The following is a 13,801-nucleotide window of genomic DNA, read 5'->3' as shown; positions in this document are numbered from 1 at the left end:
GCCCCGATGATGCCTGCTTCGTCCCTGCGTGGTTGCCGCCTGCTGCTTGCTTCGGCCCTGCTTGCTGCTGTTCCCGCGTTCGCCGCACCGGCCACGGTGGCACCGGCGAAGATCGAGGTCTTGCCGGCCATCGACGCGGCGGTAAAGGCGCCCACCCGCGATGCCAACAACGTCAAGCGCGATGGCTTCCGCCATCCGGCGCAGACGCTGTCGTTCTTCAAGGTGGCACCGGAAAAGACCGTCATCGAGATCACCCCCGGCAACGGCTGGTATTCGGAAATCCTGGCGCCGCTGCTGCATGACAAGGGCCATTACGTCGCTGCGGTGGTCGATCCGATGGCGGTGCCCGAAGGCCGTGGCCGTGACTACCAGCAGCGCAGCCGCGACAGCCTGGAAAAGAAGTACGCCGGCGCGCCGGCACAGTTCGGCAAGACCGCCGTGGTGGCCTACGATCCGGCCAAGCCGGTGTTCGGCCCGGCCAATTCAGCCGACGTGGTGCTGACCTTCCGCAACGTGCACAACTGGCGCAAGGCCGGCCAGGCGCAGGGCATGTTCCAGGGCTTCTTCAACGTGCTCAAGCCGGGTGGCGTGCTGGGCGTGGTCGAGCATCGCGCCAAGACCGACGTGGCCGACGACGATGACACCGGCTATGTCGGCCAGCAGCAGGTGATCGCGATGGCCGAGGCCGCCGGTTTCAAGCTGGACGCGCGCAGCGAGGTCAACGCCAACCCGCGCGACACCAAGGACCACCCCAATGGCGTGTGGACGCTGCCTCCGACCAACCAGCACGACAAGGCCGATGATGCGAAGTACCAGGCGATCGGCGAAAGCGACCGCATGACCCTGCGTTTCATCAAGCCGTAAGCCGGCACGCCGTAGCGCCAGCGCGGAGTGCCCCGTAGAGCCGAGCCGATGCTCGGCTCATTGCGCGCAGCGCGACGGAGCACAACAGCAGCCGAGCGTGGGCAATGCCGGCCGTCCTGACCGGCACCCTTCGGACCGTCGCACGCGACGTTGGCAGCGGCTCCTGCCGCTGCCTCCGGTTCTACAGTTGCCTGGGCGCGAGGCGTGGGACAATGCCCCACCCGCCGCCCGCCGTGCCTGCAATGCTGATCGCCTTCAACAAGCCCTTCAACGTGCTCTGCCAGTTCACCGACCGCAGCGTGCCGCCGCGGCCGACCCTGGCCGGATTCGGCCTGCCGCCGCGCGTGTATGCCGCCGGCCGCCTGGACCATGACAGCGAGGGCCTGCTGCTGCTGACCGACAACGGCACGCTGGCGCACAAGCTCACCGACCCCAGGCACAAGGCCGACAAGACCTACTGGGTGCAGGTGGAAGGCACGCCCAGTGACGAGCAGCTGCAACAGCTGCGCGATGGCGTTGTGCTCAACGATGGGCCGACCCTGCCGGCGAAGATCGAGCGCCTCGACCCGGCGCCGACGCTGTGGACGCGCGATCCGCCGGTACGCTTCCGCAAGACCGTGCCGGACAGCTGGTTGGCGATCACGATCCGCGAAGGCCGCAACCGCCAGGTGCGGCGGATGACAGCGGCAGTGAACCTGCCGACGTTGCGGCTGGTGCGGGTGTCGATGGGACCGTACCGGCTGGAGGACCTGCAGCCCGGACAGTGGCGGCAGATCGGTTGAAACAGAAAGGGCCGGAGGCCTCGCGGCATCCGGCCCTCATGGAGTGCCTTGGGGTCAGAGCCCTTCCTGTGGAAGGGATCCGACCCCGGCAGGCTCAGGCGTCGCTGCCGATATCGCTGTGCTCGTCCACGACGGTGTCGTTGCGGCGGTCACGCGCGCTGATGCGCTGCGCCTGCCCATTCACCACGTGGCCATTGGCAGCCTTCTTCTTCTGCTGCTTGCGGTACAGCGCATAGCCGAGCAGGCCGACACCCACCGCAGCAGCGGCCACGGCCACTGCGGGATTGCGGCGCACGAACTTGGTGGCGACCTTGCCGCCGGTCTTCACTGCGCCGAGGGCGGCGCCGGTCTTGATCCAATCCGCGTTGCGCAGGCTGCCACCGGCGCTCTTCAGGCCATCGCCGGCGGTGTGGGCCAGCTCCAGGGCGCGCTCCAGAGCGCGGTCGGTGATTACGGTCAGCTTGCTCATGCGGGGGTCCTTTGCCTCGGGTCGAAGTCCAGTGTCGCGCGTTGCCCGTAAACGGTATGTCAGTCGGGGACGCACGTGGTGTGACTCTACCGCAGCCATTCAGGATCAGGCAGGGTCCCAAACCGGTAGCCGGCCGCTGGCCGGCAGTCCCGGAGCACCTTGTGGAATGCATTGCCGGCCAGCGGCCGGCACTACCCGTCAGGTTCCACGCGGCTTGGCGCGGTGCGTGGCTGTCGCGGTCCACGGATCGTCCGGCCACGGATGGCGCGGGTAGCGCCCCTTCATTTCCTTTTTCACTTCGGCGTAGGTGCTTTCCCAGAAGTTGCGCAGGTCCTGGGTGACCTGCAGCGGGCGGCCGCCGGGGGAGAGCAGGTGCAGGGTCAGCGGCACGCGGCCATCGGCGATGCGCGGCGTGTCGGCCAGGCCGAACAGTTCCTGCAGCTTCACCGCCAGTACTGGCGGCAGCGGGTCACCACTCTCGCTGTCCAGCGCATAGGTGATCGGCCGCTCCAGTCCGGACGGCACCGTGATGCGGGTCGGCGCATGACGCTCGACCAGCTGCCGCTGCGACCACTCCAGCGGCGACTTCAGTGCCTCACCGAAGCTGGATTCGTCCAGCGCATCCAGACGGCTCTTGCCGGCAAACGCGGGTTGCAGCCACTGCGCACGGTTGGCCAGCAGCGCCGCGTCGCTGCAGTCGGGCAGGTCCAGCTCCGGCATCCAGCGCCGTAGTGACTCGACGCGCGCCTGCCACTGGCGCAGGCCCTCGGTCCACGGCAGCGCCTGCAGACCGAGTTCAGCCACCGCGTCGGTCAGTGCCTGCGCGGCGTGCTGCGGATCGACCCGGCCGGCCGAGCGGCTGTCCAGCACGATGCGGTCGAAACGGGTCTCGCGCAGCGCCACCAGGGCGCGTCGTTCGCTGTCCCAGCGCACCACGTCTTCAGTGACGAAGCGCTCCGGCCACGCCTTGCGCAGCCGATCCTCGTCCACCGGTGCGGCGCGCAGCAGCAGTGCATCGCGCGCCTCGAAGCGCAGTTCGCTGGCCACCAGCCACGGCTCACCGCGCAGGTCGCTCAGCTCGTGCAGGCGCGCGCTGCGGCCATTGGCCAGCAGGTAGCGCAGAGGATCGCTGGGATGCTGGAAGCCAATCCGGTCAGGGAAGGCATGAGCGAGCAGGTCGCCCAGCTCATGGGCCTCGATGCTGGCCGGCGGCGTGGCTTCGCAGCGCAGGCGGCGACGCCACTGCTTGGCGGCGGCATCGATCGCGGCCAGCCCGCTGCGGTTGGCATCGCCCGGTGTGCGGCCATTGCGGAACGCGGCCAGTGCGCGCCAGCGGGCCGCCAGCGCGTCGCCGCCCTGGCGCAACGGGTCGCGCGCCTCCAGCAGCGCGGCCAGATCGGCGGCCAGCGCCTGGGCGCGGGCATCGGGCGCTGCCAGCAGCATCGCCGCCATCCGTGGATGCGTGCCCAGCGCCAGCACACGTCGGCCCAGTTCGGTGATCGCGCCACTGCTGGACAAGGCGCCGAGCCGTTGCAGCAGTTCGCGCGCCGCGCCCATCGGACCCGCCGGGGGCGGATCGAGGAAGCGCAGATCGCTGCTGCCCCAGGCCGCCAGCTCCAGTGCCAGTCCGGCCAGTTCCACCTGGTCGATCTCGGCGCGGCGCTGCGGTTCCAGCCGCTGCGACTGGGGCCACAGCCGCCAGGCCACGCCCTCGGCGACGCGGCCGGCGCGGCCCGCGCGCTGGTCGGCCGATGCCTGCGCGATGGCCACCACGTCCAGCCGGGTGAAACCACTGTTGGGGTCGTAGCGCGGTTCGCGTGCCTGGCCGCTGTCGATCACCACGCGCACGCCGGGCAACGTCACCGACGACTCGGCGACGTTGGTCGCCAGCACCACGCGACGGCGGCCATCGCTGGCCGCCTGCAGTACGCGCGCCTGCTGTTCCACCGGCAGTTCACCGTGCAGGGCCAGGACCTCGACATCGCCATTGAGCGATTCCTGCAGGCCCGCCTGCACCCGTGCGATCTCGCGCTGGCCGGGCAGGAACACCAGCAGGTCACCGGGGTGCTCGGCCAGGGCCTGCTGCACAGCGCGCCGCACCTGCAGCTCGAGTGCTTCATCGCGGCGCGCCGGGAAGTGGCTGATCGCCACCGGATAACTGCGGCCTTCGCTGCTCAACCGCGGTGCATCGAGGAAGCGCGCCAGCCGCTCCCCGTCCAACGTGGCCGACATCACCACCAGGCGCAGGTCGTCACGCAGCTGCGCCTGCACGTCCAGCGCCAGCGCCAGCCCGAGGTCGCCACTGAGGTGGCGTTCGTGGAACTCGTCGAACAGGATTGCCCCGACCTCTTCCAGCATCGGGTCGTCCTGCAGCATGCGGGTCAGGATGCCTTCGGTGACGACTTCGATGCGCGTGCGTGACGAGATCCTGTTCTCGAAGCGGATGCGGTAGCCGACCGTGCCGCCGACGTCCTCGCCGAGTTGTCGCGCCATGAACAGCGCCGCGCTGCGTGCGGCGACCCGGCGCGGTTCCAGCAGGATGATCTTGCGGCCCTGCAGCCACGGTGCGTCGAGCAGGGCCAGTGGCACCTGGGTGGTCTTGCCGGCACCGGGCGGGGCCTCCAGCACCAGTCGCGACTGTGCGGCCAGGTGCTGCTGGATCTGCGGCAGCAGCGGGGAAATCGGGAAGAGCGGGGCGGTCATGTGCAAAGGATAAGGGGCCACGGCGGGCCCAGGTACAATGCGCGGGCACTTTTCCCCCACGATGACCATGCACCTGATCGATATCGGCGCCAACCTGACCCACGACTCCTTCGACCGCGACCGCGACGCCGTGCTGGACCGCGCGCGCCAGGCCGGCGTGGTGCAGATGGTCATCACCGGCGCCAGCCGCGAGCACTCGCCGTTGGCGGTGCAGCTGGCCCAGCAGCATCCGGGCTTCCTGTACGCCACCGCCGGCGTGCACCCGCATCACGCGGTGGAGTACACCGAGGAATGCGATGCCGAGATGCGCGCGCTGCATGCCCACCCGGAAGTGGTGGCGGTGGGTGAGTGCGGGTTGGACTACTTCCGTGATTTCTCGCCGCGCCCGGCCCAGCACCGCGCGTTCGAGCGCCAGCTGCAGCTGGCGGCAGACAACGGCAAGCCACTGTTCCTGCACCAGCGCGACGCGCACGCCGATTTCATGGCGCAGATGAAGAATTTCGAAGGTCGCATCGGCCCGGCGGTGGTGCATTGCTTCACCGGCGAACGCGATGAGCTGTTCGATTATCTGGACCAGGATTGGTACATCGGCATCACCGGCTGGCTGTGCGACGAGCGCCGTGGCGCGCACCTGCGCGAACTGGTGAAGAACATCCCGGCCAACCGCCTGATGATCGAGACCGACGCGCCGTACCTGCTGCCGCGCACGCTGAAGCCGATGCCGAAGGACCGGCGCAACGAGCCGATGTTCCTGTCGCACATCGTGGAAGAGCTGGCACGTGACCGTGGCGAGGACGTTGCGGTGACCGCGGCCAATGCCACGGCGGCCGCCCGCGCGTTCTTCCGCCTGCCCGACGCGGGTTGATCCGTGGAGCCGAGCCCATGCTCGGCTTATCGCGCGCAGCGCGAAAGACGCAAAGAGCAGCCGAGCATGGGCTCGGCTCTACAAAGCGCTGTCCGGTAGCGCCGGGCCATGCCCGGCGAGCGAAGCGGCAAGGTCCGTCAGGCCTTCACGGTAACTCGGGAAGCGCGGCTGCCACCCCAGCGCTTCACGCGTGCCACGGCTGTCGATGCGCTTGTTGCTCTCGTAGAAGCGCCGCAGCGTCGGGCTCAGTGCCGGGTCATCCCAGGCCACGGCGGGCGGCAGCGCAAACCCACCCAGCTGCGCAGCGAAGGCCAGCACATCCTGTGGCGGTGCCGGTTCGTCGTCGCTGGGCAGGTACAGGCCCTTGTGCGTCGGTCGCTGCATTGCGGCGATGACGACGGTTGCCAGGTCATCCACGTGCAGTCGGTTGAACACCTGGCCCGGGCGAACCACGTGGCGTGCACGGCCCAGCGCCAACTGCACCAGCGCATTGCGACCCGGCCCGTACAGGCCGGGCAGGCGGAACACCGCCGAGGCGATGCCGCGTTGTCCGGCCAGTGCACGCCACTGGGCTTCCGCGAGCAGGCGCTGCACGCCAGCCGCTTCAGTGGCGTCGGCCGCGCTGCGCTCGTCGATCCAACCGCCGGCGCGGTCGGCATACACCGAGGCCGACGACAGATAGCCGACCCAGCGCAATGCCGGGCTGGCCTGCAGCGCGGGCAGCAGCAGGCGCAGTGCCGGGTCCCCTTCAGCATCCGGTGGCACGCTGCACAGCACGGCATCGGCCTGTGCGATCTCATCGAGCAGGGCAGGCGACGGTGGCGTGTCGGCGTGCAGCTGATGCCGCGGCAGGCCATCGTCCGGCGCGAACGAGGGATCGCGCACCGTGCCGGCCACGCCTACGCCGTGCGCCTGCAGCTGCGCGGCCAGCACGCGTCCGCTCCAGCCCAGCCCGAGAATCAGTACCCGCGCGGGCAACGGGCTGGCCTGCAAGGCGGTACTCACGCGACCCGCAGTGCCTGGTAGGCCTGCAGGCTGCTGTAGGCAACCTGCAGCAGCAGGGCTTCCTGATCAGCCCTGCGCGCACGCACCAGCATGTCGCCAACAATCTGTTCGGCCTCCACCTGCTGGCCGGCCTCCAGATCGCGCAGCATCGAGGCCTTCAACGCCGAGCCGGCCTGGGTCAGCGTGCCGCGCGCAGTGTCCTGCGCTGCCTCCGGAACCGGTTCACCGGCGGCTTCGGCGACGGCCAGGCACTCGTCGTAAAGGCCACGTACGATCGCTTCGCCATCATCGGTGGCGACGATGGTGCCGATATCCGCGCGCAGCAGGCAGGTGGCCGCGGCCAGCGCGGTCAGGAAGGTGTACTTGATCCACTGTTCCTGGCCGATACGTTCGCTGGCAAGGTGATCAAGGTTGGCCTTCGCGCAGACCGCAGCCAAGGCGCGCACGCGCGCGGAGATCGCGCCGCCGTCGCGCTCGCCGAAGGTGAGCTTGGCCGGCTTGCCCAGATGCAGCACCGCGCCATCGGGCGCCTTGGTGGCGCTGATGAAGCACAGGCCGCCGAGCACCGCGTCGCGGCCAAAGCGCATATCCAGTGCGTTGTAGTGGTGCAGGCCGTTGAGGATCGGCAGCACGGTGGTGTTCGCTCCGACTGCCGGGGCGATGGCATCGATCGAACTGTCCAGGTCGTAGGCCTTGCAGCTGAGGATGACCAGATCGAAGGGCTTCTGCGCGGCCAGTGCGGGCAGTGCATCAGCCGTGACGTGCTGAACCGGGAAACGCGCATCACCCAGTGGGCTGCGGATGACCAGGCCATCATGGTCCAGCTGCGCGGCGCGCGCGGGGCGCACGAGGAAGGTCACGTCCACGCCGGCCTGGGCCAGGCGGCCACCGAAGTAACCGCCGGTGCCGCCGGCGCCGAGGATCAGGATGCGCATTGCACGTTCACCGTTTTCTGGGGGGAATCAGAACTGCGATTGTGCCGGAGATTGCTGGCGAAAAAGAGCCGAGCGTAGGCTCGGCTCTACAGGCTGCTGCATCCACGCATGGCGTGGATCTGGTGTTGCCGGCCAGCGGCCGGCACTACCACGCAGGTCTCAGCTGCGCATGCCCACGCCACGGCGCAGCAGCCACAGGGCCAGCGCCGTCAGCACCACCACGAAACCGATCATCAGGCCGTAGGCCACCGGCAGCGGCACATCGCTGCTGCCCAGCAGGCCATAGCGGAACGCATTGACCATGTAGAAGATCGGGTTCGCGTGCGTGGCCGCTTCGGCCCAGCCTGGCAGCAGCTTCACCGAATAGAACACGCCACCCAGGTAGGTCAGCGGGGTCAGGATGAAGGTCGGCACGATCGCCACGTCGTCGAATTTCTTCGCGTACACCGCATTGATGAAGCCGGCCAGCGAGAAGATCGTTGCGCCCAGCAGCACCGTGGTCAGCGTCACCAGCGGGTGCGGGATGCGCACCGGGGTGAAGAACATGGCGATGATCAGCACGATCACGCCCACCATCAGGCCGCGCAGCACGGCGCCGGCCACGTAGCCCCACAGGATCACCCAGTTCGGCATCGGGCTGACCAGCAGCTCTTCGACGTGGCGGCCGAACTTGGCGCCGAAGAACGAGGAACTGATGTTGCCGTAGCTGTTCTGGATCACGCTCATCATCACCAGGCCCGGTACGATGAACTGCATGTAGGTGTAGCCACCCATGTCACCCACGCGCGACCCGATGAGGTTGCCGAAGATCAGGAAGTACAGGGTCATGGTGATCGCCGGCGGCACCAGGGTCTGGCCCCAGATGCGCATGATGCGGGCGACTTCTCGGCGCACGATGGTCATCAGCGCGATGCGGTTGCGCTGGCCGTCGGTCAGCTCGGTGGTGCTCATGCAGGCTTCTCCATGTTGCCGGTGAGGCGCACGAACAGCTCCTCCAGGCGGTTGCTCTTGGTACGCATCGAACGCACGCGGATACCCGCCTCGTTCAGCGTGGCGAACACGCGGTTGAGGTCCATCGCGCGTGGCATGTCGATGTCCAGCGTGTGCGGATCCGGCGCGGTCAGCGTCGCGCCCTCGATCACCGGCAGCTGTGCCGGCAGGTCACCGTCGATGTCCAGCAGGAAGCCTTCCACGTCCAGCTTGGCCAGCAGGGTGCGCATCGGCCCCTGCTCGACGATCTGGCCATGGTTGATGATCGCCAGGTGGCGGCACAGGTACTCGGCCTCTTCCAGGTAGTGGGTGGTGAGGATGATCGTGGTGCCGGCACCGTTGATCTCCTTCAGCACGCGCCACATGTCGCGGCGGATCTCGATGTCCACGCCGGCGGTGGGTTCGTCCAGGATCAGCAGCCGCGGGCGGGTCATCATCGCGCGGGCGATCATCAGCCGGCGCTTCATGCCGCCGGACAGCGTGCGGCTCATCACCTGCGCCTTTTCCCACAGGTGTGCGCGCTTCAGCTCTTCCTCGGCGCGCTTTTCGGCTTCCTCGCGCGGCACGCCGTAGAAACCGGCGTAGTTCACCAGGATGTCGAAGGGCTTCTCGAACAGGTTGAAGTTGATTTCCTGCGGCACCAGGCCGATCAGGCGCATGGTGGCGCTGCGGTTGCGCACCAGGTCGCTGCCGAACACTTCCACCTGGCCCTCGCTGAGGTTGACCAGGGAGCTGATGATGCCGATCAGGGTCGACTTGCCGGCCCCGTTGGGGCCGAGCAGGGCGAAGAAGTCGCCCGGGGCCACTTCCAGGGAAACGCCCTTCAGGGCCTGGGTGCCGTTGTCATAGGTCTTGCGCAGGTCGCGCACGCGCAGGGCGGGCGCCGTATCGTTCTGGGATGCCAAGCTCGAAGCCTTCGCGCCCATGGGCTGGCGCTGGAGAGGGGCGGGGAGGGGCTATTATAGAAGACCCCGAGGGCTTGCCCCGGCTACACACTGTCCCGAAAAGTCGTGCCTGTTCAATTCCCCCTCAAGCTGGTCGGCTGCCGCATGCTGGCCCCGACCGTCGGCCATTACCAGTTCGTGCGTGACGATGGGCAGCCGCTGGATTTCCAGCCCGGCCAGTTCATCCAGGTCCATTTCAGCTACGCCGACGGCACCGAAACCAAGCGCAGCTACTCGCTGGCGACCATCCACGACCATGCGCTGGGCCCGGGCGAGGCGGTGGACATCGCGGTCAGTTTCGTGCCCGGTGGCGCCGCCACGGCCCTGTTCGAGGCATTGGAGCAGGGCAGCCAGATCAGTGCGTCCGGCCCCTATGGCCGGTTCTGCCTGAATCCCGGTGACCACAACGCCCGTTACCTGCTGATCGCCACCGGTACCGGCGTTACCCCGTACCGCTCGATGCTGCCGCTGCTGGAGAAGGCCATGGCCGAACGCGGCGTGCAGATCGTGCTGCTGCAGGGCGCGCGCAGCCCGGGCGAGCTGCTGTACAGCGAAGATTTCTACAGCTTCGCCGAAAAACACGCGAACTTCCGCTATGTTCCGTGCCTGTCGCGTGAACTCCCGGCTGATCCGCACCCGGACGTACAGCACGGCTACGTGCAGCAGGCGCTGGCCGGCTTCACGCCGGACCCGGCCACCGACATCGCCTACCTGTGCGGCAACCCGGACATGGTCGATGCCTGCGCCGAGCTGCTGAAGGCCGCCGGCCTGGGCAACCCGCAGATCCGCCGCGAGAAGTACGTCAGCAGCAAGTAAGTCAGGGTAGTGCCGGCCGCTGGCCGGCAACTCCAAGAACCGGAGGCGGTGCCACGCCGCCCCCGGTCGCCTGCCTCAGTACGCGACCCAGGCATCGCGCCAGGCGAAACCGGTGCCCGGGCGATAGGCATCGGCGTTGATGTTGCACCACGCGCCTTCCGGGAACGGGCGGCAGGCATACAGCTTGCCGTCGGTGCCCTTGACCACGGTTTCGCCCGGCGTGTAGCTGCCGATACCGGCCGGATACACGAAGTCGTAGTCGTCACCCGGCGGCGGATCGACCGGATCGACCGGGCCCGGCAGGCGGGTATCGATCTGGAACAGGTTGCCCGGCTTCAGGTAGACGCGGTTCTCGGTGGCCGAGGCGACCGGCGTGATCACGCCGTTCCTCATTACGCCCACACGCGCCTGCTGTGCACTGGCGTTGACCTTGCGGGCCAGCGCCAGCGGCCACTGGTTCGCAGCGGTCTGGCCTGCGGCCAGAGTGATCTCCGGACGCTCCAGATCATTGCCCTGGGCGTTGAACACGCGCAGCGTCAGGGTGGTGCCTTCTTCCAATGCACCGCGGGCGGTGACCGGGCCGGCGTCCTGCCACTGCGGCGGCGGTTCAACGCCACCACCGCCTTCGAAGCGCACATCCGCGCAGGTATAGAACGCTTCACCGGAATCCGAGCGCTGCCAGGTGTTGTAGATGATGTGCTGGCCGCTGCGCTTGGGCAGCGGGCAATCCAGCTTGTAGACGTCGCCGGAGACCGGCACGTTGCCCAGCGTGCAGAATTCCTGCAGGTCGGCCCAGCGCAGCGGGCTGCCCGGCTGCCAGCCGTCGCGGGTGACGTAGAACTTCCACTCGCGGGTAGCATGCGGGGCCGGTGCCTTGAACTCGAAGGTGTAGCGCCCGCGCGAATCGGCGCGGATCGGCGAGGTCGGCCAGTCACTGCGGTTCAGATCGAGGCCGCGGTACTTGCTGTTGCCGCCGCTGCACAACTCGCCATCTGGAACCACCGCTTGATGGTTGCCGTTGGCGTTGGCCTGGTTGACACCGGCCCAGTCGTAGAACGGCTGGGCGCCGCCGATGGCCTTGGCGGCGGCGCAGGCCGGGTTGGTCGGATTTTCGGGATTGCCCTGGTAACAGGCATAGACACGGCTGGCGGGTTTGGACAGGGTGCCGTGGGCGAACGCGCTGCCAGAGGTGGCAATGCCTGCGATCACAGACAGCGCGAAGACAGTCCGGTGTGACAGATGCATGGAGATCTCCTGTGGGTGGTGAAACCCCGCGAAGTCTCGGCATCCCGCCCGCCCGCATCCATCGGATTACGTTGAAAAAAGCATCGCGTGGTTGCATATGGGAACGGCTTCACACTCACGCGCTGTCGCGTCTCACGCTATGCAGGGAACGGCGCTCTGCCACCGTTCCCTGTACCCGGTCTCAGTATGCAATCCAAGCATCGCGCCATGCACTGCCCACACCGGGGCGATATGCCTCGGCATTGACGTTGCACCACGCACCTTCCGGGAACGGGCGGCAGGCGTACAGCGTGCCGTCGGCACCCTTCACCACGGTCTGGCCGGGGATGTAGCTGCCGATGCCCGCCGGGTACACGTGGTCGAAATCACCGCCCGGTGACGGCGTGCCCGCGTCCGGTACCTGGGTGTCGAGCTGGAAGCGGTTGCCGTCCTTCAGGTACACCCGGTTGTCGGTGGCCGAGGCGGCCGGCGTGATCACGCCGTTGCTGAGCACGCCCACGCGTGCGTGCTGCGCACTGGCGTTGACCTTGCGTGCCAGTACCAGCGGCCACTGTGCGGCGGCAGTCTGGCCGCTGGTCAGCGTGGCTTCCACGCGTTCGACATCATTGCCGTTGGCATTGAACACGCGCAGCGCCAACGTGGTGCCTACCGGCAGCTCGCCGCGCGCGGTGACCGGGCCGGCATCCTGCCACTGCGTTGCCGGTGCCGTTCCGCCGCCGCCCTGGAAGCGCACATCCATGCAGGTATAGAACGCCTCGGTCGAATCCGAGCGCTGCCAGGTGTTGTAGATCACATGCTGGCCGCTGCGCTGCGGCAACGTGCATTGCAGCTTGTAGGTGCCATCGGCCGACAGCGGTGTATTGCCCAGCGTGCAGAACTCCTGCAGGTCGGCCCAGCGCAGCGGGCTGCCCGGCTGCCAGCCTTCGCGGGTGACGAAGAAGCGCCAGTCACGGGTGGCGTGCGGTGCGGTCGCCTTGAACACGAAGGTGAACCTGCCATTGGCATCGGGCTGGATCGGCGTGGTCTGCCAGTCACTGCGGTTCACATCCAGCCCGCGGAAGGTCGGGTTGTTGCCGCTGCACAGCTTGCCGTCGGGTACCACGGCCTGGTGGTTGCCATTGGCATTGGCCTGGTTGATGCCGTTCCAGTCGTAGAACGCCTGCGAACCGCCGATGGCCTTGGCGGCGGCACAGGCCGGGTTGGTCGGGTTCTCGGGGTTGCCCTGGAAACAGGCGTAGACGCGGCTGACAGGCGTGGTCATGGTGCCGTGGGCGAACGCGTTGCCGGCCAGGCACAGGCCCGCAGCCACGAACGAGGTGGCCAGCAACAGCGGTGTGGATCGGAATGACATGGCGCATCCTTGTGGTCGTCGAAAGGGAACGGTGACCGCAGGCGCTGCGCTGCGCGGCGGACTTCCGGCGGCACCACGGCGAGTATCGAGTCGCGATGCAGGCGACGGAACCATCGAAGTGCCGATCCGTGACTGCGCATGTGAAGCCCTTCCCGCAGGCTTCACGCAGGACTGAACAGATGCGCTGTATGTCACGTGATCGGCGTGGCATCGATCACGTCATGGAGATCACGCTACGCGGTCCCGGTACCCACCCGATCTGCCTGGCACGAGAAACAGCCATGCGCCGCGTTGTGCAGCTGGACGAACGCCACCGACGGGTCGGCAAACAGTGCATCCAGATGGTCGGCCACCTCGGTGCCCGCACAGACCTGGGCACCGCACATCAGCGCGGCGTGGTCATAGGCACGCATCGAAATCATCCGGCGCTGCACATACGGGGGCACCTCGCCCGGCGTCAGGACGCAACGGGTCACGCCGCGCTGCACGAAGATCGGGCCGGCGGCGCGGTACGGCGAATGCAGCGGCAGGTGGACGTGGGACAGCAGGAGCAGCTCGCTGCCAGGCGCGGGATCGCTCAGGCTGATCCGGCAGGGATGTCCGCCGTTGGCGCCGGCCCAGCGACGCTGGATGCCGAGCGCGGCGAGCGCGCTGTCGCTCATCTCGAACAGGTGCAGGAAGGGGCGATGGTCGATGCCACCGAGGTACCACGTGTGCATGGGCGTCTCCTGGGTCTGCGGCGGATTCTGCGCGTGCGCCGGCGGCCGTGCTCGCCGTTTTCAGACCCCGCATCGCCGTCGGGCCGGGGCGCTGCGGTCCGCCGCCGATGCCG

Annotated in this window: 13 protein-coding genes; 4 read left to right on the top strand and 9 right to left on the bottom strand. The window is 68.1% G+C overall.

Translation table 11 applies throughout. The features are described 5' to 3' along the window. Window positions 1-6 precede the first annotated feature (6 nt). Together AC5P5V_RS09650 and AC5P5V_RS09645 are read left to right on the top strand one after the other, a co-directional pair. The gene (locus AC5P5V_RS09650) at window positions 7-864 is read left to right on the top strand and encodes a class I SAM-dependent methyltransferase (protein WP_061478983.1); all 858 of its coding nucleotides are present in this window, start codon (window positions 7-9) and stop codon (window positions 862-864) included. A 242-nt stretch (window positions 865-1,106) separates the two neighbouring features. Further along, a complete protein-coding gene (locus AC5P5V_RS09645) occupies window positions 1,107-1,646 on the top strand; it encodes a pseudouridine synthase (protein WP_061478984.1) in 540 nt (179 codons plus the stop codon). Between the two features lie 94 nt (window positions 1,647-1,740). On the opposite strand, the gene AC5P5V_RS09640 is transcribed toward AC5P5V_RS09645, so the two are convergent. Then, window positions 1,741-2,115: a hypothetical protein gene (locus AC5P5V_RS09640; protein ID WP_061478985.1), complete on the bottom strand. Its 375-nt coding sequence runs from the start codon at window positions 2,113-2,115 to the stop codon at window positions 1,741-1,743. A gap of 198 nt (window positions 2,116-2,313) precedes the next feature. Further along, a complete protein-coding gene (gene hrpB / locus AC5P5V_RS09635) occupies window positions 2,314-4,818 on the bottom strand; it encodes an ATP-dependent helicase HrpB (protein WP_231352391.1) in 2,505 nt (834 codons plus the stop codon). 67 nt (window positions 4,819-4,885) lie between these two features. Here hrpB and AC5P5V_RS09630 point away from each other — a divergent pair, with 67 nt between their 5' ends. Further along, a complete protein-coding gene (locus AC5P5V_RS09630; protein ID WP_099485779.1) occupies window positions 4,886-5,683 on the top strand; it encodes a TatD family hydrolase in 798 nt (265 codons plus the stop codon). 78 nt (window positions 5,684-5,761) lie between these two features. On the opposite strand, the gene AC5P5V_RS09625 is transcribed toward AC5P5V_RS09630, so the two are convergent. The 4 genes from AC5P5V_RS09625 to AC5P5V_RS09610 all read right to left on the bottom strand — a co-directional run bounded on the left by AC5P5V_RS09625 (window position 5,762) and on the right by AC5P5V_RS09610 (window position 9,539). Then, the gene (locus AC5P5V_RS09625) at window positions 5,762-6,688 is read right to left on the bottom strand and encodes an NAD-dependent epimerase/dehydratase family protein (RefSeq protein ID WP_134968862.1); all 927 of its coding nucleotides are present in this window, start codon (window positions 6,686-6,688) and stop codon (window positions 5,762-5,764) included. Next, entirely contained in the window at window positions 6,685-7,623 is a 939-nt protein-coding gene (panE, locus tag AC5P5V_RS09620; RefSeq protein WP_061478988.1) for a 2-dehydropantoate 2-reductase, read from the bottom strand. Before panE ends, AC5P5V_RS09625 begins: the two co-directional genes overlap by 4 nt. A gap of 159 nt (window positions 7,624-7,782) precedes the next feature. Beyond that, entirely contained in the window at window positions 7,783-8,574 is a 792-nt protein-coding gene (locus AC5P5V_RS09615) for an ABC transporter permease (protein WP_061478989.1), read from the bottom strand. Next, entirely contained in the window at window positions 8,571-9,539 is a 969-nt protein-coding gene (locus AC5P5V_RS09610) for an ABC transporter ATP-binding protein (protein ID WP_061478990.1), read from the bottom strand. Before AC5P5V_RS09610 ends, AC5P5V_RS09615 begins: the two co-directional genes overlap by 4 nt. Window positions 9,540-9,623: 84 nt before the next feature. On the opposite strand from AC5P5V_RS09610, the gene AC5P5V_RS09605 reads away from it, so the two are divergent. After that, window positions 9,624-10,373: a ferredoxin--NADP reductase gene (locus AC5P5V_RS09605; RefSeq protein ID WP_072168039.1), complete on the top strand. Its 750-nt coding sequence runs from the start codon at window positions 9,624-9,626 to the stop codon at window positions 10,371-10,373. A gap of 75 nt (window positions 10,374-10,448) precedes the next feature. On the opposite strand, the gene AC5P5V_RS09600 is transcribed toward AC5P5V_RS09605, so the two are convergent. The 3 genes from AC5P5V_RS09600 to AC5P5V_RS09590 all read right to left on the bottom strand — a co-directional run bounded on the left by AC5P5V_RS09600 (window position 10,449) and on the right by AC5P5V_RS09590 (window position 13,688). Further along, on the bottom strand, window positions 10,449-11,618 hold the full coding sequence (locus AC5P5V_RS09600) for a lytic polysaccharide monooxygenase (RefSeq protein WP_134968860.1): 1,170 nt from the start codon (window positions 11,616-11,618) through the stop codon (window positions 10,449-10,451). A gap of 181 nt (window positions 11,619-11,799) precedes the next feature. Beyond that, window positions 11,800-12,969, bottom strand: a complete 1,170-nt coding sequence (locus tag AC5P5V_RS09595) for a lytic polysaccharide monooxygenase (RefSeq protein WP_134968859.1) — start codon at window positions 12,967-12,969, stop codon at window positions 11,800-11,802. A gap of 233 nt (window positions 12,970-13,202) precedes the next feature. Next, a complete protein-coding gene (locus tag AC5P5V_RS09590) occupies window positions 13,203-13,688 on the bottom strand; it encodes a DUF1203 domain-containing protein (protein WP_061478993.1) in 486 nt (161 codons plus the stop codon). Window positions 13,689-13,801: the final 113 nt, after the last annotated feature.

This window comes from Stenotrophomonas sp. YJH_SMC_130, assembly GCF_059369035.1.
This window is presented reverse-complemented; position numbering and strand designations above follow the sequence as displayed.

What these genes read in the sequence shown, in the direction of transcription:
- AC5P5V_RS09610 (WP_061478990.1), bottom strand. Translation starts at nt 9,539, where the DNA reads ATGGGCGCGAAGGCTTCGAGCTTGGCATCCCAGAACGATACGGCGCCC.
- hrpB (WP_231352391.1), bottom strand. Translation starts at nt 4,818, where the DNA reads ATGACCGCCCCGCTCTTCCCGATTTCCCCGCTGCTGCCGCAGATCCAG.
- panE (WP_061478988.1), bottom strand. Translation starts at nt 7,623, where the DNA reads ATGCGCATCCTGATCCTCGGCGCCGGCGGCACCGGCGGTTACTTCGGT.
- AC5P5V_RS09595 (WP_134968859.1), bottom strand. Translation starts at nt 12,969, where the DNA reads ATGTCATTCCGATCCACACCGCTGTTGCTGGCCACCTCGTTCGTGGCT.
- AC5P5V_RS09615 (WP_061478989.1), bottom strand. Translation starts at nt 8,574, where the DNA reads ATGAGCACCACCGAGCTGACCGACGGCCAGCGCAACCGCATCGCGCTG.
- AC5P5V_RS09600 (WP_134968860.1), bottom strand. Translation starts at nt 11,618, where the DNA reads ATGCATCTGTCACACCGGACTGTCTTCGCGCTGTCTGTGATCGCAGGC.
- AC5P5V_RS09590 (WP_061478993.1), bottom strand. Translation starts at nt 13,688, where the DNA reads ATGCACACGTGGTACCTCGGTGGCATCGACCATCGCCCCTTCCTGCAC.
- AC5P5V_RS09640 (WP_061478985.1), bottom strand. Translation starts at nt 2,115, where the DNA reads ATGAGCAAGCTGACCGTAATCACCGACCGCGCTCTGGAGCGCGCCCTG.
- AC5P5V_RS09645 (WP_061478984.1), top strand. Translation starts at nt 1,107, where the DNA reads ATGCTGATCGCCTTCAACAAGCCCTTCAACGTGCTCTGCCAGTTCACC.
- AC5P5V_RS09630 (WP_099485779.1), top strand. Translation starts at nt 4,886, where the DNA reads ATGCACCTGATCGATATCGGCGCCAACCTGACCCACGACTCCTTCGAC.
- AC5P5V_RS09650 (WP_061478983.1), top strand. Translation starts at nt 7, where the DNA reads ATGATGCCTGCTTCGTCCCTGCGTGGTTGCCGCCTGCTGCTTGCTTCG.